Origin of the sequence: Humibacter ginsenosidimutans (genome assembly GCF_007859675.1) — a bacterium.
In the GTDB taxonomy this organism is placed as follows: Bacteria; Actinomycetota; Actinomycetes; order Actinomycetales; family Microbacteriaceae; genus Humibacter; species Humibacter ginsenosidimutans.
The window spans coordinates 1,493,817-1,519,406 of the sequence record NZ_CP042305.1 but is presented as its reverse complement, the minus strand read 5'-3'; the positions used below and the strand labels follow the sequence as shown (position 1 = coordinate 1,519,406).

General features: G+C 68.5%; 22 protein-coding genes and 1 pseudogene. 16 read left to right on the top strand and 7 right to left on the bottom strand.

The annotated features are described in order from the left end of the window. Window positions 1-215: 215 nt before the first annotated feature. The 6 genes from FPZ11_RS07195 (at window position 216) to FPZ11_RS07175 (ending at window position 5,889) form a co-directional block, all read left to right on the top strand. On the top strand, window positions 216-875 hold the full coding sequence (locus FPZ11_RS07195) for a transporter substrate-binding domain-containing protein (protein WP_246846582.1): 660 nt from the start codon (window positions 216-218) through the stop codon (window positions 873-875). Next, a complete protein-coding gene (locus FPZ11_RS20420) occupies window positions 872-1,123 on the top strand; it encodes a type 2 periplasmic-binding domain-containing protein (RefSeq protein ID WP_246846581.1) in 252 nt (83 codons plus the stop codon). The genes FPZ11_RS07195 and FPZ11_RS20420 overlap by 4 nt, the downstream gene beginning before the upstream one ends. A 7-nt stretch (window positions 1,124-1,130) precedes the next feature. Further along, a complete protein-coding gene (locus tag FPZ11_RS07190; protein WP_146319599.1) occupies window positions 1,131-2,150 on the top strand; it encodes an amino acid ABC transporter permease in 1,020 nt (339 codons plus the stop codon). Window positions 2,151-2,191: 41 nt separating this feature from the next. Then, entirely contained in the window at window positions 2,192-2,944 is a 753-nt protein-coding gene (locus FPZ11_RS07185; protein WP_146319597.1) for an amino acid ABC transporter ATP-binding protein, read from the top strand. A gap of 177 nt (window positions 2,945-3,121) precedes the next feature. Continuing rightward, a complete protein-coding gene (locus FPZ11_RS07180) occupies window positions 3,122-5,191 on the top strand; it encodes an MDR family MFS transporter (protein WP_246846580.1) in 2,070 nt (689 codons plus the stop codon). A gap of 77 nt (window positions 5,192-5,268) precedes the next feature. Continuing rightward, window positions 5,269-5,889 (top strand): TetR family transcriptional regulator, encoded by a 621-nt coding sequence (locus tag FPZ11_RS07175; RefSeq protein ID WP_246846579.1) that lies wholly within the window; start codon window positions 5,269-5,271, stop codon window positions 5,887-5,889. A 22-nt stretch (window positions 5,890-5,911) separates the two neighbouring features. On the opposite strand, the gene arfA is transcribed toward FPZ11_RS07175, so the two are convergent. From arfA to FPZ11_RS07160, 3 genes are all read right to left on the bottom strand, one after another. Beyond that, window positions 5,912-7,453, bottom strand: a complete 1,542-nt coding sequence (arfA, locus tag FPZ11_RS07170; protein WP_146319593.1) for an arabinosylfuranosidase ArfA — start codon at window positions 7,451-7,453, stop codon at window positions 5,912-5,914. A gap of 108 nt (window positions 7,454-7,561) precedes the next feature. Further along, window positions 7,562-8,572: a LacI family DNA-binding transcriptional regulator gene (locus FPZ11_RS07165; protein ID WP_210415977.1), complete on the bottom strand. Its 1,011-nt coding sequence runs from the start codon at window positions 8,570-8,572 to the stop codon at window positions 7,562-7,564. Between the two features lie 180 nt (window positions 8,573-8,752). Then, window positions 8,753-11,461: a phosphoenolpyruvate carboxylase gene (locus tag FPZ11_RS07160; RefSeq protein ID WP_146319591.1), complete on the bottom strand. Its 2,709-nt coding sequence runs from the start codon at window positions 11,459-11,461 to the stop codon at window positions 8,753-8,755. Window positions 11,462-11,624: 163 nt separating this feature from the next. Between FPZ11_RS07160 and FPZ11_RS07155 the strand changes: the two genes are divergently transcribed. From FPZ11_RS07155 to FPZ11_RS07135, 5 genes and pseudogenes are all read left to right on the top strand, one after another. Next, window positions 11,625-12,107, top strand: a complete 483-nt coding sequence (locus FPZ11_RS07155; protein ID WP_146319589.1) for a hypothetical protein — start codon at window positions 11,625-11,627, stop codon at window positions 12,105-12,107. Window positions 12,108-12,225: 118 nt separating this feature from the next. After that, window positions 12,226-12,516 (top strand): annotated as a pseudogene (locus FPZ11_RS20265) (DUF222 domain-containing protein); the annotation flags it as partial. Then, a complete protein-coding gene (locus FPZ11_RS20260) occupies window positions 12,464-12,859 on the top strand; it encodes an HNH endonuclease signature motif containing protein (RefSeq protein WP_146319587.1) in 396 nt (131 codons plus the stop codon). The pseudogene FPZ11_RS20265 and the gene FPZ11_RS20260, both read left to right, overlap by 53 nt. Window positions 12,860-12,941: 82 nt before the next feature. Next, on the top strand, window positions 12,942-13,418 hold the full coding sequence (locus tag FPZ11_RS07140; protein ID WP_146319585.1) for a LysM peptidoglycan-binding domain-containing protein: 477 nt from the start codon (window positions 12,942-12,944) through the stop codon (window positions 13,416-13,418). A gap of 60 nt (window positions 13,419-13,478) precedes the next feature. Then, a complete protein-coding gene (locus tag FPZ11_RS07135) occupies window positions 13,479-14,048 on the top strand; it encodes a P-loop nucleotide/nucleoside kinase family protein (RefSeq protein ID WP_146319583.1) in 570 nt (189 codons plus the stop codon). Here FPZ11_RS07135 and FPZ11_RS07130 read toward each other — a convergent pair. From FPZ11_RS07130 to FPZ11_RS07120, 3 genes are read right to left on the bottom strand one after another with little or no spacing between them, the layout of a single operon-like run. After that, window positions 14,015-14,386, bottom strand: a complete 372-nt coding sequence (locus tag FPZ11_RS07130) for a VOC family protein (protein WP_146319581.1) — start codon at window positions 14,384-14,386, stop codon at window positions 14,015-14,017. The genes FPZ11_RS07135 and FPZ11_RS07130 overlap by 34 nt on opposite strands. Before the next feature lie 25 nt (window positions 14,387-14,411). Then, the gene (hrpA, locus tag FPZ11_RS07125; protein ID WP_146319579.1) at window positions 14,412-18,326 is read right to left on the bottom strand and encodes an ATP-dependent RNA helicase HrpA; all 3,915 of its coding nucleotides are present in this window, start codon (window positions 18,324-18,326) and stop codon (window positions 14,412-14,414) included. Between the two features lie 54 nt (window positions 18,327-18,380). Further along, the gene (locus FPZ11_RS07120; RefSeq protein ID WP_210415975.1) at window positions 18,381-19,922 is read right to left on the bottom strand and encodes an APC family permease; all 1,542 of its coding nucleotides are present in this window, start codon (window positions 19,920-19,922) and stop codon (window positions 18,381-18,383) included. A 171-nt stretch (window positions 19,923-20,093) separates the two neighbouring features. Between FPZ11_RS07120 and FPZ11_RS07115 the strand changes: the two genes are divergently transcribed. The 3 genes from FPZ11_RS07115 (at window position 20,094) to FPZ11_RS07105 (ending at window position 22,852) form a co-directional block, all read left to right on the top strand. Continuing rightward, window positions 20,094-20,882, top strand: a complete 789-nt coding sequence (locus FPZ11_RS07115; protein WP_246846578.1) for an AzlC family ABC transporter permease — start codon at window positions 20,094-20,096, stop codon at window positions 20,880-20,882. Then, window positions 20,879-21,190 carry an AzlD domain-containing protein gene (locus FPZ11_RS07110; protein WP_146319575.1) on the top strand — a complete coding sequence of 104 codons (312 nt, stop codon included), beginning with the start codon at window positions 20,879-20,881 and terminating at the stop codon, window positions 21,188-21,190. Before FPZ11_RS07115 ends, FPZ11_RS07110 begins: the two co-directional genes overlap by 4 nt. Before the next feature lie 93 nt (window positions 21,191-21,283). Next, a complete protein-coding gene (locus FPZ11_RS07105; RefSeq protein ID WP_146319573.1) occupies window positions 21,284-22,852 on the top strand; it encodes a long-chain-fatty-acid--CoA ligase in 1,569 nt (522 codons plus the stop codon). Between the two features lie 18 nt (window positions 22,853-22,870). Here FPZ11_RS07105 and FPZ11_RS07100 read toward each other — a convergent pair whose 3' ends face one another. Then, window positions 22,871-24,175 carry an MFS transporter gene (locus FPZ11_RS07100; protein WP_146319571.1) on the bottom strand — a complete coding sequence of 435 codons (1,305 nt, stop codon included), beginning with the start codon at window positions 24,173-24,175 and terminating at the stop codon, window positions 22,871-22,873. Window positions 24,176-24,255: 80 nt separating this feature from the next. Between FPZ11_RS07100 and FPZ11_RS07095 the strand changes: the two genes are divergently transcribed. Both FPZ11_RS07095 and FPZ11_RS07090 read left to right on the top strand, forming a co-directional pair. Beyond that, complete coding sequence (locus tag FPZ11_RS07095) at window positions 24,256-24,867, top strand: winged helix-turn-helix domain-containing protein (protein WP_146319569.1); 612 nt, start codon at window positions 24,256-24,258, stop codon at window positions 24,865-24,867. 9 nt (window positions 24,868-24,876) lie between these two features. Further along, window positions 24,877-25,590: a phosphotransferase gene (locus FPZ11_RS07090; protein WP_146319567.1), complete on the top strand. Its 714-nt coding sequence runs from the start codon at window positions 24,877-24,879 to the stop codon at window positions 25,588-25,590.

Genomic DNA, 25,590 nt, shown 5'->3' with positions numbered 1-25,590 from the left:
GAGCACGTGATTGTTCGCCGTCGGGCCGCTTTCCGCACGAAACGTGCGTGAAACGCGAAGATCGTAGCGTTTTCGTGAGGTGCACGAACCCGATCGCCACCTGGTGAGCCCCGCGAATTACGTAGACTTTCCTGCAGTCAGTCGTCATTCCAGGCGACCCGTCGACGTGATCACAGCACGCGTCGCGCCTCAACGACGAGGAAGGTCATACACACATGCGAATTCGATATGCGCTCCCGGTGGTCGCCGTGGCCACGGCGCTCCTGCTCACCGGATGCGTGGACAACTCGGGCGGGTCGGGCTCCGGCTCGGGCTCCGGTTCCGCAGCCTCCAACCCGTACGGCGTGAAGAAGGACGACGCGCTCGCCAAGACCCTGCCGTCGGACATCGCCAAGTCCGGTCAGCTCACGGTCGGTGTCGACGCCACGTACGCGCCGAACGAGTACAAGGACACCAGCGGCAAGCCCATCGGCTGGGACATCGATCTCGCCAACGCGATCGGCGCCAAGCTCGGCGTGAAGATGAACTACACGATCGCCAAGTTCGACAACATCATCCCGTCCATCACCGGAGGCCGTTACGACCTCGGGGTCTCGTCGTTCACCGACACCACCGAGCGGGAGAAGCAGGTCGACTTCGTCAACTATTACAACGCGGGCATCCTCTGGGCCTCGCAGATCGGCAAGACCGTCGACCCCGACAACGCGTGCGGCCTGAAGGTCGCCGTCGAGGCCGGAACCTACGAGGACACCGACGAGGTGCCCGCGAAGTCGAAGGCGTGCACTCAAGCAGGCAAGCCCGCCATCCAGGTGTTCAAGTACGACGGTCAGGACCAGGCGACCAACGCCCTCGTCCTCGGCCGGTGGATGCCATGAGCGCCGACTCCCCGATCACGGAGTACGCGATCAGCAAGCAGAAGGACAAGATCCAGGCCGCAGGCAAGACGTTCGATGTCGCTCCGTACGGCATCGCGGTCGACAAGGGCTCCAAGCTCACCGATGTGATCAAGAACGCGCTGCAGTCCCTGATCGACGACGGCAGCTACACGAAGATCCTGAAGAAGTGGGGCGTCGATGACGGCGCCGTCACGCAGGCCGAAGTCGACGCGGCCTCGAAGCAGTAGGAACGCCATGAGCGACTCGCCAGAGTCAGGTGCTCCGGAGACCTCCATTCCGAAGCCACCCGAACCGTCGACGGCATCCGTGCCGACCGAACGGGCCGAGGCGATCAAGGCGGTCAAGCTGCGGCATCCGTGGCGCATCGCGATCGCGGTCATCCTCATCGTGCTGTTCGTGCTGTTCGTGCTCGACGCGGCCTCCCGCAAGGCCTTCGACTGGCCAGATGTCGGAAAGTACCTCTTCGATCAGCGCGTCAGCCAGGCGGCGTTGGTCACGCTCGAGCTGACCGTCTACTCGATGATCATCGGCATCGTCCTCGGGCTGATCCTCGCGGTGATGCGCCTCTCGCCGAACCCGGTGCTGAAGGCGGTCGCGTGGCTCTACCTGTGGGTGTTCCGCGGTACCCCGGTGTACGTGCAGTTGGTGTTCTGGGGGCTCATCACCCTCATCTACAACACGGTCGTGATCGGCATTCCGTTCGTGCACACGTGGGCGGTCATCCCGATCACCTGGGTTCCTCCGCTGTTCTTCATCTCCGTGGTGGGTCTCTCGCTCAACGAGGCGGCCTACATGGCCGAGATCGTGCGCGCGGGCCTGCTCTCGGTCGATCCCGGCCAGGAGGAGGCGGCGAAGGCTCTCGGCATGTCGTGGTGGCAGACCATGCGCAGGGTCGTGATTCCGCAGTCGATGCGGGTCATCATCCCGCCGACGGGCAACGAGGTGATCTCGATGCTGAAGACCACCACGCTGGTGGCGGCAGTGCCCTTCACCCTCGACCTGTTCGGCCGTACGAGTGATATCGCTGCCGTGACGTTCAGGCCCATTCCGCTGCTGATCGTGGCGTCGCTCTGGTATCTGTTCTTCACCTCGATCCTGATGGTCGGGCAGTACTTCCTGGAGCGGCGGTTCTCCCGCGGCGTCGGTCGCGGCAGGCCCGCCGTCGGCGGCGGCGACGGAGACGGAGACGGCGGTGCACAGGGGGCGCGGGACGTCGCGACGGCGGCCGTGGCGGGCACGGGAGGAGTGCATTGAGCGAGACGGCCCATGGTTCGGGGGGCGGAGCATCCGTTCCCATGGTCGACGCGGTGACGTTGTCGAAGAGCTTCGGCAGCAACGAGGTGCTCAAGTCCATCTCGCTGCAGGTGCAGCGCGGCGAGGTGATGTGCGTCATCGGGCCGAGCGGATCCGGCAAGTCCACCTTCTTGCGGTGCATCAACCACCTGGAGCGCATCGACGCCGGCCGCCTCTACGTCGACGGTCAGCTGGTCGGCTATCGGCAGAAGGGCGACAAGCTCTACGAGCTGAAGCCGAGTGAGGCGGCGAGGCAGCGGCGGGACATCGGCATGGTGTTTCAGCACTTCAACCTGTTTCCGCACATGACGGCGCTCGAGAACGTGGTCGAGGCGCCCATTCGGGTCAAGGGCGTGTCGAAGTCGGATGCGCTCGCGCGCGGCAGAGAACTGCTCGCCAGGGTGGGCCTCGCTCAGCAGAGCGGGCACTACCCGTCACAGCTCTCCGGCGGTCAGCAGCAGCGTGTGGCGATCGCCCGCGCGCTCGCGATGGACCCGAAGCTGATGCTGTTCGACGAACCGACCAGCGCGCTCGACCCGGAGCTGGTCGGCGAGGTGCTCGACGTGATGCGCGGGCTCGCGCAGACCGGCATGACCATGGTGGTCGTCACCCACGAGATGGGCTTCGCCCGCGAGGTGGGCGACTCCGTCGTCTTCATGGACGGCGGTGTCGTCGTCGAGGCCGGGGATCCCAAGGAGGTGCTGACCAACCCGCAGCACCAGCGCACGAAGGCGTTCCTCTCGAAGGTTCTGTAGCGCATCCATATTCAGCAGCCGGGCGTGAAGACGAGTTCTTCACGCCCGGCTGCTGCGTGTGCGGAACGATTCCCAGCACACTTTAAAGTGCAGGAGTGCAATATTGCAGTACTGCATATTGTTGTCCTGGGTATCGAAGGCGTACCGGGCACGCCTCATCCAATCGAAGGATCGTCCATGTCATCCACTGTCACCGCGCGGGAGCCCTCCAGCGCACTCATGGGGGAGCGCCGCTCTCCCGTGATGTCTCCACGCCAGATCATGCTGGTGATCGTCGGCCTGATGGCCGGCATGTTCCTGGCCTCTCTCGACCAGACCATCGTGAGCACGGCCATCCGCACCATCGGCGATGACCTTCACGGCCTCGACCAGCAGGCGTGGGTCACCACCGCCTACATGATCACGTCGACGATCATGGTGCCCATCTACGGCAAGCTCTCCGACGTCTTCGGCCGCAGGCCGCTGTACCTGTTCGGCATCGCCGTGTTCATCGTCGGCTCGCTGCTCTCCAGCTTCTCGACCTCGATGATCGAGCTGGCCGCGTTCCGCGCCTTCCAGGGCATCGGCGCCGGAGCGCTGATGTCGCTGCCGCTGGCCATCATGGGTGACATCCTCGCCCCGCGCGAGCGTGCGAAGTACCAGGGCTTCTTCCTCGCCGTGTTCGGCATCTCGTCGGTCATCGGTCCCCTCATCGGCGGCGTGTTCGCCGGTGCGAGCTCGATCCTCGGCATCACGGGATGGCGCTGGGTGTTCCTCATCAACGTGCCGATCGGACTCGTCGCGATCGCCATGGTGTGGATGTTCCTGCACCTGCCGAAGGTGGGCAAGGACCACGTGCGGCCGCGCATCGACTGGTACGGGGCATCCGCCGTCATCGTCACGCTCGTTCCGTTCCTGCTGGTCGCCGAGCAGGGACGCGAGTGGGGCTGGACCTCGGCCGGCTCGATCGCCTGCTACGTGATCGGTGCGTTGGGCCTCATCTCGTTCCTGATCATCGAATGGCGCATGCGCGAGGATGCCATCATCCCGCTCAAGCTGTTCCGTTCAGGCACGTTCTCCATGGCCACCGTGCTCGGCTTCCTCGTGGGCTTCGGCATGTTCGGCGCGATGCTGACCATCCCGCTCTACCTGCAGATCGTCGTGGGCCTCGACCCGACGGCATCCGGGTTCGCCATGCTGCCGATGATCGGCGGACTCATGGTCGCCTCGATCGGCTCCGGCGTCTTCGTGTCGAAGACCGGCAAGTATCGGTGGTTCCCCACGATCGGCATCGGCCTCGTCGCGATCGCCTACGGCCTGCTCACCATGCTCAGGGTGGACTCGTCGATCTGGTTCCTCGCAGGCGTCATGGTGATCGCCGGATTCGGCCTCGGCCTCATCCAGCAGGCGCTCACGCTGGCCACGCAGGGCGCTGTTCGGCCGAAGGACATGGGCGTCGCCACCAGCGCCGCCACCTTCTTCCGCCAGATCGGTGGCACGCTCGGCACCGCGGTGCTGCTCTCCGTGCTGTTCTCGGTGATGCCTGGCAGCATCTCCACCGCGATGGCCGACAAGTCCGACCTGACCTCCGCGCTCGACGCCGCCATGAACCCGACCGTCGCGACGGCGCCTGCCAACAAGGCCGTGATGAAGCAGATCTGGACGCCGATCGTCGGTCCCATCGAGAAGCAGGTCGGTACGAAGCTGGATGCCGCCACCTCCTCGGTCGAGACGGCCGTGACGAAGGCGGTCACCGCGCAGGTCACCACCGGCGTGCAGCAGGCCGTCGTTCTCGGTGCCGTGCCCGCCGATCAGGCGGATGCCGTGATCAAGCAGCAGGTCGCAGCAGCGCTCCCGGCGGCGACGCAGAAGGCGTTGAACGCGGCAGCCGCCAAGGCGGGCGTCTCGGTCATCGACGGCAAGCTGGCCGTCGACTACTCGAACACCGCGCAGCGCACGGCGGTCGTCGATGAGGTGGTTCCGACCATCGCCAGGAAGATCGACGGAGCCACCACCTCGTCGTCGGGCTCCAGCATGAGCGACACGTCGTTCCTGAACGGCGCGGACAAGCGGCTCACCACGCCGTTCCTCACCGGGTTCACCTCGGCGACGAGCGTCGTGTACGTGACAGGGCTGATCGTGATGCTCGTCGCGTTCGTGCTCAGCATCTTCTTCAAGGCTCCGCCGCTTCGCGAGCGCTCCGCACTGCAGGAGCAGGCGGACGACGACGCGAAGATCGACGAGCTCGAGGAGAGCCTGGCGGTGTAGCCGGCGAGACGGATCGCGCGTGCCGGACCCGCAGCCGCGGGCCCGGCACGCGCGGCAAGGAGGCCAGAATGAATGTCGTGACCGACACGACCGGCGCAGCGGCGAGCGAATCCCTGCGCGAACGCAAGAAGCGTGAGACGAGAGAGCGGCTCCGTGTCGCCGCGAACGAGCTCGTCGCGGCGAAGGGCATCGCCGACACCACAGTCGAGGAGATCTGCGCCGCGGCGGGGGTGTCGCCACGCACGTTCTTCAACTACTTCCCGAGCAAGAACGCCGCGATCCTCGGGCTGCCGGACGGCAGCATCCCGGATCGCGACCGCGAGGCCTTCTTGAACGGCTCGGCGTCGTTGATCGACGACCTCGTCGAGCTGGTCGCCGGGTTCTCCGACGGGCTGCCCCAGGACCGCAAGCGAGCGGGGGCGCTGATTCTCAAGCATCCCGAGCTCGTGCCCACGATGTATCAGTGGGCGGAGGAGCACAAGGGCGGACTGGTGTCACTGGCGGAGCAGCGCAGCGACCCGAAGACCGCCCGGCTCGCCGTGCAGCTCGTCATGGTGGCGTTCATGAGCGTGGCGAGCACGCCGCGCGGCCTCGGGCGACAGCAGATCGTGCGCGAGATCCATCGTGCCCTCGGTGAGCTGCGCGCGCTGCTCGACGCGAGCGGCGGAGGGGATGCCGGCTCCGACGCCGCCGGCTGAGCCTGCTGCGCGCCGCCGCCCGTTACGCCCTGGCCGCTTCGATCTCGACGACCGCCCACGACAGCGGGGGCAGTGCGACCCGCAGAGTCTCGTGCTCCGTGGCCACGTCGGTGAGCGGCGCGAGGCGGACGCGGTGCTGATTCTGCTCGTTGTTCGTGGCGAAACGATCGGCACCGTCCGGCGCGTGCAGCACCTCGGCACGGGTCACACGACCCGCCGTCAGGCCGCGCAGCGTCACCGTCACGTCCGCAGCCTCGTCGAGTCCTCGGTTGGCGAGGAAGAAGGCGATGCGGCCGGATGCCTCGTCCCAGGTCGCGCTCGCATCGACCACGTCGGCGTCGCCGTACTTCGCCGTCTCGACGCGGTCGGCGGTGGTCGACAGCCGCAGGATCTCGCCGCGCGCGAGCTCGGACATCCTCGCGAACGGCCAGAAGACGGACTGCCGCCAGGCCGGACCGTTCGCTTCGGCCCTGATCGGCGCGATCACGTTGACCAGCTGGGCCTGGTTCGCGATCGCTACCCGGTCGCCGTGCCGCAGCAGCGAGTTGAGCAGGGTGCCGACGACAACGGCATCGGTCACGTCGTACTCGTCCTCGATGATGCGAGGATGCTCGTGCCACCCGCCGCGCGCCTCGATGGTCGTCGGCTGGTCGTCGCCCTCGCGCGTCGACTGGTACCAGACGTTCCACTCGTCGAAGGAGAGGTTGATGTGCTTGCGGTGCCTGCCCTTGGCGCGCACCGCATCGGCGGTCGCGATGACCCCTTCGATGAAGAGGTCCATGTCGACACCGGAGGCGAGGAAGCTCGCGGTGTCGCCGCCGGTCTCCTCGTAGTACGCGTGCAGCGATACGTAGTCGACGACGTCGTAGGTGTGCTCCAGCACCGTCTGCTCCCACGCGCCGAACGTCGGCATGCCGCGGTTGGAGCTGCCGCTGGCGACGAGTTCTATCGACGGGTCGACGAGCCGCATCGCCTTGCCGGCCTCCTGCGCGAGCCTGCCGTATTCGTGCGCCGTCTTGTGGCCGATCTGCCACGGGCCGTCCATCTCGTTGCCCAGACACCAGAGCTTGATGCCGAAGGGGTCGGCTGCGCCGTTCTTCTTGCGCAGATCGGAGAGGTAGGTGCCGCCTGGGTGGTTGGCGTACTCGACGAGACGGCGGGCGGCATCCACACCGCGGGTGCCGAGGTTCACGGCCTCCATGATCTCGACGTTCGCCTTCGTCGCCCAGCAGGCGAACTCGTGCAGGCCGAATGCATTGGTCTCCACGGTGTGCCATGCGCCGTCGAGGCGGCGGGGGCGCGACTCGACGGGACCGATGCCGTCTTCCCAGTCGTAGCCCGAGACGAAGTTGCCGCCCGGGTAGCGCACCACGCTCACGCCGAGCTCGTTCACGAGCTCGAGCACGTCGGTGCGGTAGCCGTTCTCGTCGGCGGCAGGATGCCCTGGCTCGAAGATGCCCGAGTACACGCACCTGCCCATGTGCTCGACGAACGATCCGAAGAGTCGTCTCGGTACGGGACCGACAGTGAAATCGCGGTCGACGGTGATGGCGGCGCGGGACATGGAACTCCTCAGGCGATGGCGATGGCACGACGATGCGGCGAAGGCGACACTATTACATCGTTGCAGTGGCTTCAAGGCCCGTGGATGCCGCGTCGCGGCCGAGCGTGCTCAGACCCGTCGCGTGCTCTCCCGCTCGACCACCGTGTGCGGAATGTCGAGCACGCTGACGGGGGCTGCGCGGTCCGTGATGCGCCGTGCGAGGCGGTCGAGCGCCGCCTCCGCGAAGGCGCGCTTGTCCCACGTGACCGTGGTGAGCGGCGGGGTGGCGAACTCGCCGTGGGCGACGTCGTCGAAGCCGGCGACCGACACGCCCTGCGGCACCTGGACGCCCCTTCGCCACAGCAGGCTCAGCACGCCGATGGCGAGGGAGTCCGTGAAGCAGAAGAAGGCGTCGGGCATCCTCTCGTGGTCGAGGTAGGCGTCGACCGCGTGGAAGCCGCCGCGGGGCGACCAGTCTTCGCAGCCGATCTCGAGCCGATGGTCGTGCGGGATGCCGGCATCCTCGAGTGCGCGCCGGAAGCCGGCCGTGCGCAGCCGGGAGGTGAACGTCTGCTGCCGACCCATCGGCGTGCCGACGACGGCGATGCGCCGGTGGCCGCCCGCGATGAGGAGAGTGGTCATGTCGTAAGCGGCGAGCTCGGGATTCACGCGCACCTGGTCGAGCCGGCTCTGCGGCACTTCGCCGATCAGCACGGCGGGCGGCACCTGCAGAGGGTCGTCGGGCAGGGCGAACTCGTCGGAGACGACGGGGTTGAGCACGAGCCCGTCGACCATGCTGGCCCGCGCCCGGGAGACGAGCTCTTGCTCGCGGGCCGGCTCTGCGCCGGTCTCCTCGATCTGCACGCCCCAGCCGTGTGCGTGCGCGGCCTCGACGAAGTGGTGCGCCGTCTCGGCGGAATACGCCGTGGCCAGATCGGGCAGAGCGAGCGCGATGACTCCCGAACGTCCGTTGCGCAGACCGCGCGCGCTGAAGTTGGGCACGTAGTCAAGCTGGGCGAGCGCCTTCTCCACGCGCTCCTTCGTCTCCGGGCGCACGAAGACGACGCCGTTGATGACGTTGGAGACGGTCTTGGGGGAGACGCCGGCGAGCGCCGCGACGTCCTTCATCGTTGCGCGCACGTCTCCTCCGTTCCCTGGCCGTCAAGCAGAGCATACGCGGCAGCCGCAGTGCGGCCAGGGCCGCTTGAAACAGCCGGTCCGCGACCGGCGCGCACCGTACATCATTCAGGCCGGCAACCGCGTTCCATCCCGCTCGGGGACGTGCTGCGGCATGCCGGCCTGAATCGTGTACGCGACAGCTCAGCCCGTGTTCTGCAGGCCGGCGGCGACGCCGTTGACGCTGAGAAGGAGCAGCCGGCGCAGCTCGTCCTGCTGCGTCGTATCGATGTTGTCGGCGTCCGCGTCGCTGCGCAGTGCGCGAAGAGCGCGCAGCTGCAGCAGCGAGAGCGCGTCGACGTAGGGGCTGCGCAGGCGAACAGCCCGGCGCAGCACGGGGCGGCCGGCGAGCAGCTCGGATGCGCCGCTCGTCTTCATCGCCCACTCGCGGGTGAGCGCCATCTCCGACAGCACCAGCTCGGCGAGGTCGTCGCGGTCGCCGAGTGCGAGGTAGCGGCGGGCGAGTCGCTCGTCGGTCTTCGCGAGTGACTGCTCGACGTTCTCGATCATGGTGCGGAACAGCGGCCACCTGTCGTAGGCGTCCCGCAGCAGTTCGACGTCGCCGATCTCGGCCAGTGCCGAGCCGAGGCCGAACCAGCCGGTGAGGTTGACGCGAGCCTGGGTCCAGGCGAACACCCATGGGATGGCGCGCAGGTCTTCGAGCGACTCGACAGAGAGGCCGCGACGCGCCGGCCGCGAGCCGAGGGCCAGCAGGCCGATCTCCTCCTGCGGGGTGACGCGGCCGAACCAGGGCGCGAAGCCGTCGGCTTTCACCAGTTCGAAGAAGCGTGCGCGGCTGACCTCGTCGAGCCTCGCCGCGAGGCCGGCGAACTCCTCGGCGGCGCGCGCGTTGCGCTCGCCGATCGAGGGAGCGGATGCCATCAGCGTCGCCGCCGCGATCTGCTCGAGGTGGCGCACGGCGATGACCGGGTCGCCGTACTGGGCGAAGATCACCTCGCCCTGTTCGGTGAGCTTGAAGCGTCCGTCGACCGACCCGGGCGGCTGGGCGAGCATCACCTCGTTGGCCGGACCGCCGCCGCGGCCGAGTGCGCCGCCGCGGCCGTGGAACAAGGTGAGCACGATGTCGTTGCGCTCGGCCCATTGGGCGATGCGGGCCTGCGCCTGGTACAGGGCGAGCGTCGCGGAGACCGGGCCGACGTCCTTCGAGGAGTCGGAGTAGCCGAGCATGACCTCGAGCCTGCGGCCCGTCTGCTCGAGCCGGGCGGCCACCTCGGGGAGCCGGATCATTCCGTCGAGGATGTCGGTGGAGGCATCCAGGTCGGCGAACGTCTCGAACAGCGGGATGACGTCGAGCACAGGCGCGGCCTCTGGCGATCCGAGCGCGTGCCCGGCCAGCCGGTACACGTTGGCGATGTCGTCGACGGACTGCGTGAACGAGATGATGTAGCGGCGCGCCGTGTTCACGCCGTAGCGCTTCTGCAGCTGGGCGATCACTCGGAAGACCTCGAGCACTTCGGTGCTCATCTCGTCGAGGTCGTCGTCGCCGCGGGCGCCGGCCGCGATGGCCTCGAGAGTCAGGCGGTGCACCTTGGAGTGCTGACGCACCTCGAGCTCGGCGAGGTGGAAGCCGAACGTCTCGACCTGCCAGATGAGATGCTGCACCTCACCGTAGGCGTTGCGCTTGTCGCCCGCCGCGACCAGCGAGTTCTGCACGATCCGCAGCTCGGCGAGCAGTGCCTCGGGGCTCTCGTAGGCGAGGTCGGCGTCGCGGCGTCGGGTGGCGGAGATGCGCTCGGCGATCATCAGCAGCACACGGCGGTGCGGCTCGTCGGGGGAGCGGGTGGCGATGTCGGTGGCGAGCTCCTCGGCGAGCGAGCGCTGTCGCCGCCAGAGCTCGAGCAGCTCCTGGCTGGGCGGGGTGTCGCCGGCGTCGAGAGTGAGCGTGCGGCCGATGCGGTCGGTGGCGCGCTCCAGGCCGAGCAGCACGTGCTCGGCGGCGATGGCCGCAGCCTTGCGCGTGATCTTGGCCGTGACGAACGGGTTGCCGTCGCGGTCGGCGCCGATCCAGCTGCCGAAGCGCACGAACGGACGGGCCGCGGGTTCGCGGGGCGTGTCATCCGCTCCGGCGAGGCGCTCGTCGATGAGGCGATAGGCCTGCGGGATGGCCTGGAACAGCGTCTGGTCGAAGATGTTCATCGCCGTGCGCACTTCGTCGAGGGGCGTCGGACGGTTCGAGCGCAGCGGCGCGGTGCGCCAGAGCGTGTCGATCTCGGCGAGCAGCTGGCGCTCGTTCTCGCTACGCGCGAGGGCACCGAGACGCGGGTCGTCGTGCTCGGCCACCAGGTCGCTGATGCGGCGAATGGCGTACGCGATGGCACGCCGGCGCGCCTCGGTGGGGTGCGCGGTGAGCACCGGACGGAACTCCAGCTCGGAGACGCGGTGCCTGGCCTCGTCTTCGCCGACCTCCTCGCTCAGCGCGGCGAACGCGCTCGCGAACGACTCGGCCGGGCGGTGGCCGTCGGCGGTCCACGGATCGCGGGCGAGCAGCACGCGAACGCGATGCCGCTCCTCCGCGAGATTCACCAGGTGGAAGTACACGGTGAACGCGCGGGCCACCTGCTCGGCTCGATCGAGGGTGAAGCCCTCGATCAGGGCCTCGGCGTCTTCGATGGATGCCTGGCCGCTGCGCTCGTACGCATCGATCGTGAGCGCGCGCAGCCTTTCGACATCGTCGAGCAGCTCCTGGCCGCCTGATTCGGCCAGCACGCGGCCGAGCAGTCCGCCGAGAAAGCGCACGTCGGAACGAAGAGCTTCGGGGACGTCGCCGCTGCGCAGTTCGCGCGTTTCGGAGGCGTCGTCGGGTGAGTGATTCGAGGGGGCACCGTTCGTCATCGCTCCCCAGGGTACCCACCCGTTGGGATACCGACGAAAACGTGTTACTCGGTGCGTGCGCTTGGCCCGGATGCGGGGCATCCCGTTGACGAGATCGCGCCCTGCAATCGGCCCATAGACTGCACGGGGTTCGACACGGCCCCACTCGCGAGGAGCATGCACGATGACGGAGAAGACCCCTCAGATCAGAGTCGATCGAACGACGGCTGTCGAGCCGGTGCTGCGGGGTGTCATCTTCGGCGTGACAGTGATGCTGCTGCTCTCGTACGTGCCGATGATCGTGTGGCTCGTGGGCGGCGCGCTCGGCCTCCCCGACTTCGGCGAGCCGCCTGTCACCCTTCTCCTCGTCGGCATCGGGCTGCTCGTGTGGCTCGTGGCACTGGCGGGCGCCGTGCTCATGCTGCTGGGCACGAGCTGGAGCGGATGGCTCATTCTGATTCCGGCGGTCGTGCTCACGGTGATCGAGCTCATCCAGGCCGCTGCGGGCGGATTCCTCGGTCTGGTGACGAACGCGGTGCCGTTCGGCGGCAGCCTGTCGCTGATCGTGCTGGTGCTGGTGTACTCGAATCTTCGGCGGAGAGGCGCCGCCGTTCCGCCCGTGCCGGTGGTGCCGGAAGTGCGGTCGACCTCACCTGCGGGGGAGTAGTCCGCCGTGGCCATGGCGGGGAGACGGACCGTCACCGCCGCGGACGGCGCAGTGATCTCGTACGCGGTGGAAAACCGCGCTTGACCCGGATGGCCTGGAGATCGACGGCGAGGAGGCGATGCGGCACCGCGGGCTGGTGAAGCTCGGAGCCCGAAACGGCCTGGTGCGATATCGGATGGAGCTCCTGCCGGAGATCTCGGGCAAACTCGAGTCCGCGCTCGCCGCCGTGGTGTCGCCGAAGTCGGCTCCGATCTTCCTCGAGACTGACACGGCCGTGAGCGGCGATGCGGCTGAAGGAGCCGAGGACGGGCGGTCGCAGGCGCAGAAGCGGCACGATGCGTTCGCGTCGCTGATCGATGCTGCCGCCCGCTCGGGCGAGGTGGCATCGATGGGCGGGGCGGCTCCCACCGTCACGGTCACCGTCGCGCACGAGGACTTGGTCTGCGGACGCGGGCACGGCCATCGCGGCACGCGACGGTGGCTGCGTGATCCCTGGGTGCAGCGTTCCCGCCGCGTGGTGCGAGGTGCACCACGTGATCGAGCACGCCAGTGGCGGACCGACGCACACCGACAACGGAGTCACCCTCTGCTGGTACCACCACCGCACGATCGACACCGCAGGATGGGCCGTCACCATGCGCGACGGCACGCCGTATGTGCGAGCGCCGAGGTGGGTCGACTCGCGGGGCACGTGGCGCCAGACCGGGAATCCGCGGGTGCGGAAGAGACGACACGACGCGATGCGAACGTGACCGATGACTCGTCGTGTGCGACGCCGAGAGGATTTCCGGCGTCGGTCAAGACTGGACATCGGCCGTCGGAGTCAGGCAGGTTGTGACGGTGGGACGAGGCGGACCGGGGCGTATCGCGGCCGCGCGGCGCGGGCATCCCGTGTGCGCGGCTGCCGTTGCCGTGCTGTTGGGCTCGGCGGTCGTGCTCACCGGGTGCACCGGGACCCACGGACGGCCGTCGGTGACGACGCACGGTGCGACGTCGACGTCCGCTCCCCGTGCGAGCGCGTCGCTCGGCCCGGCGGCCGACGGCGGTGCGAGGGAGAACGCGATCGGACAGGCGACCATGACGGCGCCCGGGCACTTCCGCTACATCGTCGCTGCTGGCGACACTCCGTTCGCCATCGCGGGTCGCTTCGGCGTCTGCATGGCAGACCTCTACGGGTCGAACCCGGGGCTCGACGGTCACCAGTCCGACCTGTATGTGGGCCAGCGGCTGACCATCGCAAGGGTGAAGGGGCCGTACCACGACGCGGCCGACTGTCTCAGCGGCGACAATGAGTCCGACGCCTATCCGTGAAGCGACCCGGCCCGAGTACTCGCACGAAAGCCATTCGGCATCCGACGCTAGGGTGGCCGGATGTCGCGGCTCATCCATCTGAACGGTCCATCGCGGGTGGGAAAGTCGACGCTTGCGCGGCGGTATGCGGCGGAGCATCCAGGCGTGCTGAATCTCGACATCGATGTGCTCGTGGGGCTGGTGGGCGGTTGGCAGAACGACTTCGACTCGGCGCTGCGCACCGCGCGGGAGCTCGGGTCGACCATGGCGGTCGCGCACCTGCACGACGGCCACGACGTGGTGCTGCCGCAACTGATCACGAGCCACGACGAGAGTCCGTGGGCCGAGGAGCTGGCTGAGCTGGCGGGTGCCGAGTACGTCGAGTTCGCCCTGCTCGCGGGCTCAGACGAGCATCGCAGAAGGTTCGGCGCGAAGCAGCCGGAGCACGAGGTCGATGCCTGGGTGCAGGATGCTCTGGGTGAGTCCGACGGAGCGCTGCTGGAGAAGATCGTGGGTGATCTCGACGACTACCTCGCAGGGCGACCGGAGACGATCCGCATCGACACCGGGGCGCAGACCCCGGAGGAGACCTACGCGGTCATCGTGGGCGCGCTGCGTCATCCGGCGATGGGCGTCAAACAGAACGGATGACCCGCCGGGTCGAGCATGACCACCCACCGGTCGTCCGGCTGAAACGCGGCCACCTCGGCTCCGCACCCCTCCGCCCGCCGTTGAAAAGCCGCGAGGTCGGCCGGCTCGCAGGTCAGGTCGAGGTGGACGATCGAAGACCCCGGCCACGTGGGGCGGGTGTAAGGAGACACCCGCTGCGCGACGAGCGTGTACGGCCCGACGGCCACTCCCGCCGCGTTGTCGTTCGCCCAGGCCACCCGACCGTCGAGAAGGCGTGCGTAGAAGTCGACGAGTTCGCGCGGGTCGGCGCAATCGAGCGAGACTCCCGCGATGCGGGCGCCGCGAACCGGGGCATCCATGTACGGGATCGTACGGCGGTCGCCTCTACGGGTTCAGCACCTTCTGGATGCGCTGCAACGACACCGTCTCAGCGGTGCCGAGCTGCTGCGCGAAGAGGCTCACCCGCAGCTCCTCGAGCATCCACCTGGCGTGCACCAGCTTCGGTGCGGCGTGCACGGGGAGCGGGATGATGCCGCCGGCATCCGTGAAGCGTGCCGTCGCGGTCTGCACCTCGGTCATCCACACGCGGTCGCGCCCCGGATTGTCGGGCAGCCGCTCGATGCGCCACGTCAGCGCCTGCAGATAGCGCGGCAGCTGCCGCAGCTGCGCCAGCCCCGTGCGCGAGACGAAACCGGGGAACACGAGTCCGGCCAGCTGCGCCTTCGCATCGGTGAGCGCGCCGAGCAGGGCCATCGACGACGTGCCCGAGATGGTCTTCTCGGCGGCACGCTGCTCGGTGAGCACGCGGGCGACGAGCGAGACTGTGGTGAACAGGGCATCCATCACCCCGGCAGAGACGCTGTCGCGAATCGCCTCGAACTCGGCCCGCGTGAACACCAGACCGCCCGGCGCGGCCTCGAACAGCACCGAGCCGACCACTGCGGCGAGGCAGTCGTCGAAGAGCGCCGTCGTCGACGGATAGGGGCTCGCGGCCAGCGCCAGCTTCTCTGCTGAAGTGAGGTGCTGCTGCACGTACGCCGTCGGCGACGGGATGCCGTTCAGCAGCAGCGCGCGCACGCCGTCGGGCAGCGAGCGCTCCTGCTCCTGCTGCGTTCCGACGACCCTGATCGCGACGCCGTCTTTCTCCGGCACCAGGGTGGGATAGCCGCGGATGACGCTGCGCGGCATCCCGGTGCCTCTTCCGCCCTGCTCGGTGTCGACGAAGCGCGGCAACTCGTCGAAGTCCCAGGTGGTGAGCCCGGTGCGCTCGATCGGGTCGCGACGGCGCACGGAGGCCTTCGCCACCGACTCCCGAACCTTGGGGGCGAGCCTGCGCTGCAGCTCGAGCAGATCCTTGCCGGTTGCGACCACCTTGGACCGCTCATCGACCACGCGGAACGTCATGCGCAGGTGCGGCGGCACGCGCTCCACGTCGAAATCGCTCGGGTCGACCGGGGTGCTCGTGAGCCGGCGGATGGTGCGCGACAGGATGCCCGTGAACGGCTCGAGCTCGCCGGCCCTCGGGCCTGAGGCGCCGGCCCCGCTCGCCCCGGTCTCTGCACCCGCGCCGGAGCCGATGCCCGCCGGCAGCTCCGCCGCGATGCGGGCCGCCCAGTCGGCGGCGGGCACCACGGACCGGCGCAGCGCCTTCGGCAGCGTGCGGATGAATGCCGTGATCAGCTCGACGCGCAGCCCGGGAACCTGTGCGTCGAAGCCGATCGGACTCAGCCGGGGCAGCAGCGCGAGTGGAACCTGCACGGTCACGCCGTCGTCCTCATCGCCAGGCACGAACCGGTAGCTCAGCGCGAGCCGCTGGTCGCCCTGGCGCCAGACCGGAGGAAAGGCGTCCTCGTCGACGATCGCTTCCTCGACGTCGTCGACGAGGTCTTCGCGGCGCATCGTGAGCAGGCGGCCCTTCGTGCGCCGCTCCTGCCGCCACCACGACTCGAACGAGCGGGTGTCGGTGACCTCGGCCGGAATACGCTCCTCGAAGAACGAGACCATCGCCTCGTCATCCAGCAGGATGTCCCGTCGCCTCGTGCGTTCCTCCACCTTCTCGAGCTCGACGCGCAGCTTCGCGTTGGCGCGCTGGAAGTCGAAGGCGTGGTCACGGGTGTCGCTCGGCCATTCGCCGGCGACGAGAGCGTGTCTGATGAAGAGCTCGCGGGCCAGAGGCGCGTCGATGCGGCTGAGCTGCGCTCGCCGCTTCGGCACGATCGGCACGCCGAACAGCGTGACCTTCTCGAACACGACGGCAGCGCCCTGGCGCTTCTCCCAGTGCGGCTCGCTGTAGCTGCGGCGCACCAGGTCGCCGGCGAGCGGCTCGGCCCACGCCGGATCGATCGCGGCGTTCATGCGCGCGAACAGGCGACTGGTCTCCACGAGCTCCGCACTCATCACGGCCTGTGGCTGTGCCCTGCCTTCTCTCTTGGCAGCGAGGACCGAGCCCGGGAAGATCAGAAAACGGGTGTTGCGGGCGCCGAGGTAGTCCTTCTTCGCGGCGTCGCGCAGGCCGATGTGCGAGAGCAGGCCAGACAGCAGGGACTTGTGGATGGCATCCCCGTCGACCTTCGCGTCGCCTGGTGCGAGACCGAGTGGTTTGGCGGTGCGGCGCAGCTGGCGGTAGAGGTCTTGCCACTCGCGGATGCGCAGATAGTTGAGGTATTCCGCCTTGCAGAGGCGACGGAACGCGCTGGATCCGAGCTCCTTCTGCTTCTGCTCCAGGTGGTTCCAGAGGTTGAGCAGGGTGAGGAAGTCGCTGGTCTGATCGGTGAACCTGGCGTGCTGCTGGTCGGCCCGCGCGCGCTTCTCGAGCGGACGCTCGCGCGGGTCTTGGATCGTCAGCCCGGACACGATCACCATCACCTCGCGCACGACGTCCTGACGACCGGACTCGACGAGCATGCGTCCGAATCGCGGATCGATCGGCAGCCTGGCGAGCGTCCGGCCGGTCTTCGTCAGCCGCCCGTCGTGCACGGCGCCCAGCTCGGCGAGCAGATCGAGACCGTCCTTCACGCCGCGCGAGTCGGGAGGCGTGAGGAACGGGAACGCGTCGATGTCGCCCAGCCCGAGCGAGATCATCTGCAGGATGACCGCCGCCAGGTTGGTGCGCAGGATCTCCGGCTCCGTGAACTCCGGCCGCTTCTCGAAGTCGTCCTCCGAGTAGAGCCGGATCGCGATGCCGTCGCTCGTGCGGCCGGAGCGGCCTGAGCGCTGCTTCGCGGAGGCCTGCGAGATGGCCTCGATCGGCAGGCGCTGCACCTTCGCGCGCGTCGAGTAGCGCGAGATGCGCGCGGTGCCCGCGTCGATCACGTACCTGATGCCCGGCACGGTCAGGCTGGTCTCCGCCACGTTCGTGGAGAGCACGATGCGGCGGCGGATGCCCGCAGGCACCGGCCCGAAGACGCGGTGCTGGTCGGCGGACGACAGCCTGCCGTACAACGGCAGCACCTGGGTGGATGCCGCCTCGCCGCGGCGCGTGAGGTGCCCGCGCACGGCGTCTTCGGCATCCCGGATCTCGGTCTCGCCGGAGAGGAACACCAGCACGTCGCCTGGCTTCTCGCGGCCGAGCTCGTCGAGCGCATCGGTGATGCCGGTGAGGTAGTCGCGGTCGACGGCCGGCGCGGCATCCACGTCGTCGTCGCCCTCGTCGTCGGCGACGAGAGGGCGGTAGCGCACCTCGACGGGGTAGGTGCGGCCGGAGACCTCGACGACCGGCGCGGGGTCGCCCTCGGCATCGGCGAAGTGCTTCGCGAAGCTCTCCGGGTCGATGGTCGCGCTGGTGACGATGACCTTGAGATCGGGGCGTCGGGGGAGCAGCCGCTTCAGGTAGCCGAGCAGGAAGTCGATGGTGAGGCTGCGCTCGTGCGCCTCGTCGATGATGATCGTGTCGTAAGCGGTCAGGTCGCGGTCGCGGTGGATCTCGTTCAGTAGGATTCCGTCGGTCATCACCTTGATGCGCGTCGCCTTCGACACCTCGTCGGTGAAGCGCACCTTGTAGCCGACGAGCCCGCCGACCTCGTCGCCCAACTCTTCAGCCACCCGCTCGGCGATCGCGCGGGCCGCGATGCGGCGGGGCTGCGTGTGGCCGATGGACTCGCGCCCCAGCGCGAGACAGATCTTCGGCAGCTGCGTGGTCTTGCCCGACCCCGTCTCGCCGGCGACGATCACGACCTGGTTCTGCTCGATGGCGCGCGCGATCTCCTCCCGGCGCTCGCTGACGGGCAGCTCGGGCGGGAAGTGGATGACGGGGATGCCTGTGCGAGCGGCGGACTCGACTGCGGGCGGCACGGAAGACATGAGCCTTCGATTCTATGCCCGGCGCGATCGCAGAGGACGGCCGGACCGCCCGCGCTACTTCTGGAAGTGCTCCGGGTCGGTGCGCGGGTCGATGACCGACACGTTCACCGTGGCCGCCGGGATCTCCTCGCCGGTCTCGAGCGGACGGCGGCTGAAGTACTTGTGTCCCTTGCGCCAGTAGATCGCCATGGGCACGAGCCCGATCGCGATGGTGCCGATGCCGATGATGATGATCAGCCAAGCGGTGCCGGGGTCTTTCGGATTGGACTCGAACTGGCTCGGGATCGACACCACGAACACGACGGCCATGAAGACGGCGCCGATCGCCGGCCACAGGCCGATGAAGAGGAAGTTCTTCACGGACTTGAAGATCTCCCTGCGGTAGGCGACGACGACGGCGATGCCGGCGAGCGCGTAGTAGAACGCGATCTGGAATCCGATCGAGCTGATGGCCGCGTTGAGGATGTCGCCGACGCTGCCCAGCGCGTTGGATCCGATGAAGAGCACCAGCGAGACGCCCGTGACGACCAGCGTGGCGAACGCAGGCGTCTTCCACTTCTTGTGCGTGGTGCCGAACAGGGCGGGGAGCGTGTGGTCGCGCCCCATCGCGAAGAGCGACCGCGTCACCTGGATCAGCGTGGTCTCCAGCGTCGCGATGGTGGAGAGCATGACGGCGACGATGAGGATCTTGCCGCCGATGCCGGGGATGATCGCCTGCCCGAGATCGCCGATCAGGTTGTTGCTGCCCTCGATGGTCTTCTCCGGAAGCATCACCTGGGTGGCGATGGTGAAGACCTCGAACAGCAGGAACACGATGACCACGCCGATGATGCCGCCGATGCCGGCCGTCTTGCGGCCGTTCGTCGTCTCCTCGTTGAGGTTCGAGCTGACGTCCCAGCCCCAGTAATAGAACGCGGCGATGAGCGCGGCGCCGATGAACCCGGTCATGCCGCTGAAGTGCCCGAATCCGAACCAGTCCCACGAGAACGCGGCGCCGTTGGTGTGCGCACCCGACAGTGCCTTGATGATCGCGATCACGCCGAACACCACGAGGATCGCGACCTCGATCGACGACATGATCCACTGCGCGAGCGCCGTGATCGTCACGCCGACGAGCACGCAGCCGGCCATCACGAGGAACCAGATCGCGCCGATCCCGGTGACGAGCCAGACGTTGCCCGCCGCCTTCTCGTCGAACAGCGAGACCGTGTATTGGCCGGCGGGCAGCGCGCCGGCGACCATGAAGATGGTCGCCGAGATCACGAGCGACCAGCCGGACAGGTAGCCGAGGATCGGGTGCAGCGCGCGGCCGACCCAGGAGTACGAGGCGCCGGCGTTCACGTCGGAACGGCCGAGGTAGGCGAACGCCCATGCGATGCCGAGCATCGGGATGCCGCACCACAGCAGGGCTGCCGGCGCTGCGAGCCCCGCGGCGCCGATCAGGAGTGCCGTCGTGGCCGCGATCGAATACGCGGGAGCGCTGCCCGCGACGGCCATCACGATGGCTCCCGCGCCGCTGACGCCGTCGGCCTTCAGCTCGTGATGATGCTCCGTCGTGGTGGATCCAGTGGGCTGGTCTTGCACTGTGTTCGACATCGTCGTCGGCCTTCGGGTCACGGGATGCTCGCTCGAGACCCGGGCGAGACAGACGTGAAAGTACCACCGGGGGACCCCGGTGGACGAGAGGTGAGACAGACTCATCAGTCGGAGATCGTCCGGTTTTTCCGCCCCGTCCGGACACTTCGCCGCGCTGGCAGACTGGCACGCGTGAAACTCTGGAAGTCGCCTGCAGCGCGGGCCGGGGCATCCGTCGCGGTGGCCACCGGCCTGTACGGGGTGTCGTTCGGCGCGCTCGGCATCGCGTCGGGTCTGGATTTCTGGCAGACGCAGGTGCTCAGTCTGCTGCTCTTCTCGGGCGGATCGCAGTTCGCGTTCATCGGGGTGCTCGCCGGCGGTGGCAGCGGGGGAGCGGCACTCGGCTCGGCTGCGCTGCTCGGCATCCGCAACGCCGTCTACGGCATGCAGCTGAACGCGCTGCTGCAGCCGACCGGCTGGCGCAGGCTGGCGGCGGCCCAGGTGACGATCGACGAGTCGATGGCGACGGCGACCGCCCAGCGTGACCCCGCGGAGCAGCGGCGCGCGTTCTGGGTGACCGGCATCGGGATCTTCGTGCTCTGGAACCTTTTCACCGCCCTCGGCTCGCTACTCGGCAACGCCATCGGCGACCCGAAGGCGTGGGGGCTCGACGGCGCCGCCGTCGCCGCATTCCTCGGTCTGCTGTGGCCGCGGCTCAAGTCCCGCGAACCGGTGGCCATCGCGGTGGCGTGCGCCGTCGTGACGGTGGTGGTCGTGCCGTTCGTGCCGCCGGGCATCCCCGTGCTCATCGCCGCCGTCGTGGCCGCGGTGTGGGGGCTGTTCGGCTCCGGCAGGAGCGACGAAGGCCTGGAGCCCGACGTCGAACCGCCGCACGCAAGGGCTCAGGACGCCGGGGCGCCGGATCCCGCTCGCGACGTCGGGGACGCTGACGGCCCCATGCACGAGGGAGGGATGTCGTGACCACCTGGCTCTACATCCTCGCCGCCGGCGTGGTCGCCTTTCTCACCAAGTTGATCGGCTACCTGGTGCCGGCGAGGGTGCTGAAGAACAAGCGGATGACCAGGGTGGCGGGCACGCTGACCATCGGGCTGCTGGCATCCCTCACCGTGCTCAACACGCTGGCGAACGGTCAGCAGCTGATCTTCGACTCCCGCATCGGCTCACTCGTCGCGGCCCTGATCGCACTTCTGCTGCGCGCGCCGTTCCTGGTCGTCGTCATCGTGGGCGCTGCGGCGGCCGCTCTGCTTCGTCTCGCCGGGTTGCCCTGACCCGTGCAGTGGGCGTGCGCCGCTGACAGCCCGGGCGTGTATGTTGCTTGCAACCCGTACCGGATGCCATGTCAACGACGACAAGGAGCAGCCATGACTGAGACCGCCCAGCCGACCGGATTCGCCACCATCTCGGTGGCGTCGATCCTCTCCGAGGCCGCGAGGCAGAATCCCGAGCGCACCGCCGTCATCTTCGGCGAGCAGCGCATCACGTACGACCGGCTGTGGTGGGAGACCCGGCGCTACGCCGCCGCCCTCCGCGCGCGCGGAGTGGGCCCGGGCACACCGGTCGCGGTGCTCATTCCGAACGTGCCCGATTTTCCGCGGGTGTACTTCGCTGTGCTCGCACTCGGCGGTGTCGTGGTGCCGGTGCACGCCCTGCTGAAGGCCGATGAGATCGCGTACGTGCTGCGCGACTCCGGCTCCGTCGCGCTCGTCTGCGCCGCACCGTTGCTCGGAGAAGGAGCGAAGGGCGCCGCCCAGGCCGGCGTGCCCGTGCTCAGCGTGCTGGTGCCCGACGAGGCGCTGGAGGCGCTCCCGTTCCCTCGGCTGGAAGACGAGGCATCCGCCCTCGAGCCGATCGACGGCTACGTGCCGCGTGGTCCGTTCGACACGGCGACCATCCTCTACACGAGCGGCACCACCGGCAAGCCGAAGGGCGCAGAGGGATGCCACTTCGCCATCGTCGAGCAGACCAGCTCGCTGCTCACCGACGCGTTCGACCTCGACGAGAACGACGTGGTGCTGGGGTGCCTTCCCCTCTTCCACACCTTCGGCCAGGTGTGCGTGATGAACGTCGGATTCCGTGCGGGCGCCGCCGTCGTGATGGTGCCCAAGTTCGACGGCGCCACCGCTCTCGACCTGCTCAACAAGCATCGGTGCACGATCATGACGGGCGTTCCCACCATGTACATCGCGCTGCTGGAAGCGGCGAAGGCGAACCAGGATCGCCCGCCGCTGAAGTACGGGCTCTCGGGCGGGTCAGCCTTGCCGATGGCCGTGATCGAGCGGTTCAAGGAGGTGTACGGGGTGAACATCCACGAGGGATACGGCCTCACCGAGACCTCGCCCGTCGCCACCTTCAACGTGGTGGGCAAGCCCACCAGGGCCGGCACCGTGGGCCAGCCGCTGTGGGGCGTCGAGGTCGAGGTGGCCGACCCCGAGATCGACGACCGCATCGTGCTGCTGCCCCGCGAGCAGCTGGGCGAGATCGTCGTGCGTGGGCACAACCTCATGAAGGGATACCTGCACCTGCCCGAGGCGACCGCCGAGGCCGTGGTCGACGGCTGGTTCCGCACCGGCGATCTCGGCACCAAGAGCGACGACGACTACGTGACGATCGTGGACCGCAAGAAGGACATGATCGTGCGCAACGGCTACAACGTGTACCCGCGTGAGGTGGAGGAGGTGCTGTCCACGCATCCCGCCGTGTCGATGGTGGCTGTGTTCGGTGTCTCGCACGAGACGCACGGCCAGGAGATCATGGCTGCCGTCACGCTCATGCCGGGCGCGACGGCCTCGCCGGAAGAGCTCATCGAACACGCGAGGGAGCGTGTCGCGGCCTACAAGTTCCCGCGTCGCATCGAGATCGTCGAGAGCCTCCCGCTCGGACCGAGCGGCAAGGTGCTCAAGCGCGAGCTCGTGCGCGTCTACGACGTCTGACCGGCGCGGCCGCGCGCGTCACTCCGTCGGCGAGGCCGGCTCCTGAGCGGCCGTGGGCGGCCAGACGACGAGGTCGGCCGCCCATGTCGTCGGCAGGCCGACGCGGCGCACCGCGCGGTTGGCGGCGAACGCGATGACGCCGACCATGAGCATTCCCGCGAAGACCGCGAGGGTCCAGTGCACTCCCGCGGTGCTGAGCAGGATGCCGCCGAGCAGCGGGGCGACCGGCGCGACCGCGGTCCACGAGAGCGAGAGCACCGAGTTCATGCGTGCCTGCATGTTCTGCGGGGTGATGGCGCTCACGTAGCCGAGCAGGCCGGCGTTCACGGGAGGGATGAACACGGTCATCACGACCATGAGCAGCACGTAGTCGAGATAGTCGGTCGAGATCGCCAGCGCGAACCCGCCGAGCGCCGACGGCACCAGACAGACGATCGCCAGCGGGCCGGAGGGGAACCGCTTCACCAGCGACGGAGAGACGATCGCGCCGAGCAGCATGGATGCGCCAGACACCACGTCGATCAGCGCGATGAGCAGCGGAGCGGTGTGCAGCGCCACGAGGTGCAGGTTGATCGCCACGACCATGCCGCCGAAGCCGAGGTTGAGCATGGTGAACACGCCGATGCCGGTGCGCACGATGGGCACCGCCCAGACGAAGCGGAACCCGTCGACCAATGCGGCGACCGCTCCCGTCTCGTGTCCGTCGCCGTGAGCGTCGTTGAGTGGTCGCCGCACGAACACCGTCGTCGCGCCCGCCAGCACGTAGCTGAGGGCACTGGCCAGGAACGGCAGCGCACGTGAGAAGCCGTAGAGCAGGCCGCCGAGCGGGCCGGCGACCAGGCTGGCGACGGCGCCGCGCCCCTGCATCGCGGCCATGGCGGAGCCGAGCTGCTCCGACGGCACGACGTAGCGGATGCCGGCAGCCTCGGTCGGCCCGTAGAACGCCGAGACTGCTGAGGCGACCAGCAGTGCCACCGCGAGCTCGCCTGCGGTGAGCACGCCGGCGGCATCCGCGAGCCAGAGCCCGAGCCAGACGGCGAGGCCGATGACGGAGCAGACGAGCAGCAGGCGGCGGCGATCGACCCGGTCGGCGACGACCCCGGCGGGCAACGTCGCGAGCAGCAGGCCGGCCTCGCTCACCGCGCCGATCGCGCCAGACCAGAACACGGATCCGGTGATGCCGAAGGCGATCAGGGGCACCGCGAAGACGGCCACCCCGTTGCCGACGAGCTGGCCGGTCTTGCCGGTCATGAGCAGCAGGTAGGGGGCGTTGCGCCAGAGGGATGCCGCGCCGGGGGATTCGGCGGTCGTGGTCTCGGTCATGCGGTCAGCCTAGATAGGCAAGAGAAATTGCGCAATAGATAGTGCGCAATATTCATTGCGGGGTTTGCTAGAGTCGGAACGTGGCCGAAGAACCCCGTGTCATCGCCGAACAGTCCTACCCCGTGACCGATCCGGCGATGCTGCGTGCGCTCGCACATCCACTGCGTCAGCGCATCATGTGGGAGTTCGGCGCCCGTGATCACCTGAGGGCGGCCGACCTGGCGAAGATCACGGGGGAGCCCGCGAACGCGGTGAGTTATCACCTGCGCAGCCTCGCCAAGGCGGGGCTGATCGTCGAGAAGCCCGAGCTCGCCGGCGACAGCAGGGATCGCGTGTGGGTCATGTCGCATCCGGAGGGCTTCTACTTTCCGGAGCCGAGCGCTGCGGGAGACGCACTCCTCGCCGACCGCCTCGACTGGCTGCGAGGGCTCATGGACGAGACCCTGCCCCGCGATCCCCTGGCCGCGCGCATGCAGTACATGGCGGCCGCCATGCTGACCAGAGACGAAGCGCGGCGCATGGGCGAGGAGGTCGTCGAGGTCTTCGAGAGATGGCGCGCCCACGGCATCAAGGCTGCAGAGGAGCATCCGGATGATCCGGCTCGCGTCTTCCATTTCACCGCTGCGTTCATCGGCAACCCACGTCCAGGCGCCCAGCCGGTCGACGGCCCTCCGGAGGCGCGCGAGCCGTAGGCTTCCACCATGGAGTTGCTCGCCCGCGGCCGTGATGCAGACCTCTTCGCCCTCGACGCGAGCACGGTGCTCCGCAGAGATCGCGCCGGCGACGACATGGCCGATCAGGCACGGCTTCTGCTGACCCTCGAGGAGCTCGGGTATCCGGTGCCGCACGTGATCGACGCCGACGGCGCCGACCTCGTGATGGAGCGCATCGACGGCGGAACCATGCTCGACGAGCTCGCCCACGAACCGGAGCAGTACCGACGCTACGGCCGGCAGCTCGGTGAACTGCACGAGCGGCTGCACCGTCTCGCCGCCCCGGCGTGGCTGCGGCCGGCGCGCGGCGCCGACGGGGGCTGCGGCCAGGCATCCGACGACGCGGTGATCGTGCACCTCGACCTGCATCCGGCCAACGTGATCCTCAGCGAACGCGGCCCGATCGTCATCGACTGGAGCAACGCCGCATCGGGATCGGCCGAGATGGATGCCGCGGTCACGGCGATCATCACGCTCGGCAGCGAGCTCGAGGGCGTCGCGCAGGAGCGCCTCGAGTCGATGCGCTCGCTGCTCATCGACGCCTTTCTCGAGACCTGCGGAACAGACCCGCGCGCAGGACTCGCCGATGCGATCGAGTATCGACGTGGCAACCCCAACAACACGGCCGCCGAGACCCGCTGGATCGAGACGAGGGCGCGTGACTGCCTCGACCCCTTCTATCTGCAGCCGCGCGCCGTCTGA

Bases quoted from the DNA above. Each gene is read 5' to 3' on its own strand.
- FPZ11_RS20260 (WP_146319587.1), top strand. From the start codon at position 12,464: ATGCTGCCGCCCGCTCGGGCGAGGTGGCATCGATGGGCGGGGCGGCTC.
- FPZ11_RS07130 (WP_146319581.1), bottom strand. From the start codon at position 14,386: ATGGATGCCCCGGTTCGCGGCGCCCGCATCGCGGGAGTCTCGCTCGAT.
- FPZ11_RS07180 (WP_246846580.1), top strand. From the start codon at position 3,122: ATGTCATCCACTGTCACCGCGCGGGAGCCCTCCAGCGCACTCATGGGG.
- FPZ11_RS07120 (WP_210415975.1), bottom strand. From the start codon at position 19,922: ATGTCGAACACAGTGCAAGACCAGCCCACTGGATCCACCACGACGGAG.
- FPZ11_RS07090 (WP_146319567.1), top strand. From the start codon at position 24,877: ATGGAGTTGCTCGCCCGCGGCCGTGATGCAGACCTCTTCGCCCTCGAC.
- arfA (WP_146319593.1), bottom strand. From the start codon at position 7,453: ATGTCCCGCGCCGCCATCACCGTCGACCGCGATTTCACTGTCGGTCCC.
- FPZ11_RS07155 (WP_146319589.1), top strand. From the start codon at position 11,625: ATGACGGAGAAGACCCCTCAGATCAGAGTCGATCGAACGACGGCTGTC.
- hrpA (WP_146319579.1), bottom strand. From the start codon at position 18,326: ATGTCTTCCGTGCCGCCCGCAGTCGAGTCCGCCGCTCGCACAGGCATC.
- FPZ11_RS20420 (WP_246846581.1), top strand. From the start codon at position 872: ATGAGCGCCGACTCCCCGATCACGGAGTACGCGATCAGCAAGCAGAAG.
- FPZ11_RS07185 (WP_146319597.1), top strand. From the start codon at position 2,192: ATGGTCGACGCGGTGACGTTGTCGAAGAGCTTCGGCAGCAACGAGGTG.
- FPZ11_RS07105 (WP_146319573.1), top strand. From the start codon at position 21,284: ATGACTGAGACCGCCCAGCCGACCGGATTCGCCACCATCTCGGTGGCG.
- FPZ11_RS07190 (WP_146319599.1), top strand. From the start codon at position 1,131: ATGAGCGACTCGCCAGAGTCAGGTGCTCCGGAGACCTCCATTCCGAAG.
- FPZ11_RS07100 (WP_146319571.1), bottom strand. From the start codon at position 24,175: ATGACCGAGACCACGACCGCCGAATCCCCCGGCGCGGCATCCCTCTGG.
- FPZ11_RS07160 (WP_146319591.1), bottom strand. From the start codon at position 11,461: ATGACGAACGGTGCCCCCTCGAATCACTCACCCGACGACGCCTCCGAA.
- FPZ11_RS07195 (WP_246846582.1), top strand. From the start codon at position 216: ATGCGAATTCGATATGCGCTCCCGGTGGTCGCCGTGGCCACGGCGCTC.
- FPZ11_RS07135 (WP_146319583.1), top strand. From the start codon at position 13,479: ATGTCGCGGCTCATCCATCTGAACGGTCCATCGCGGGTGGGAAAGTCG.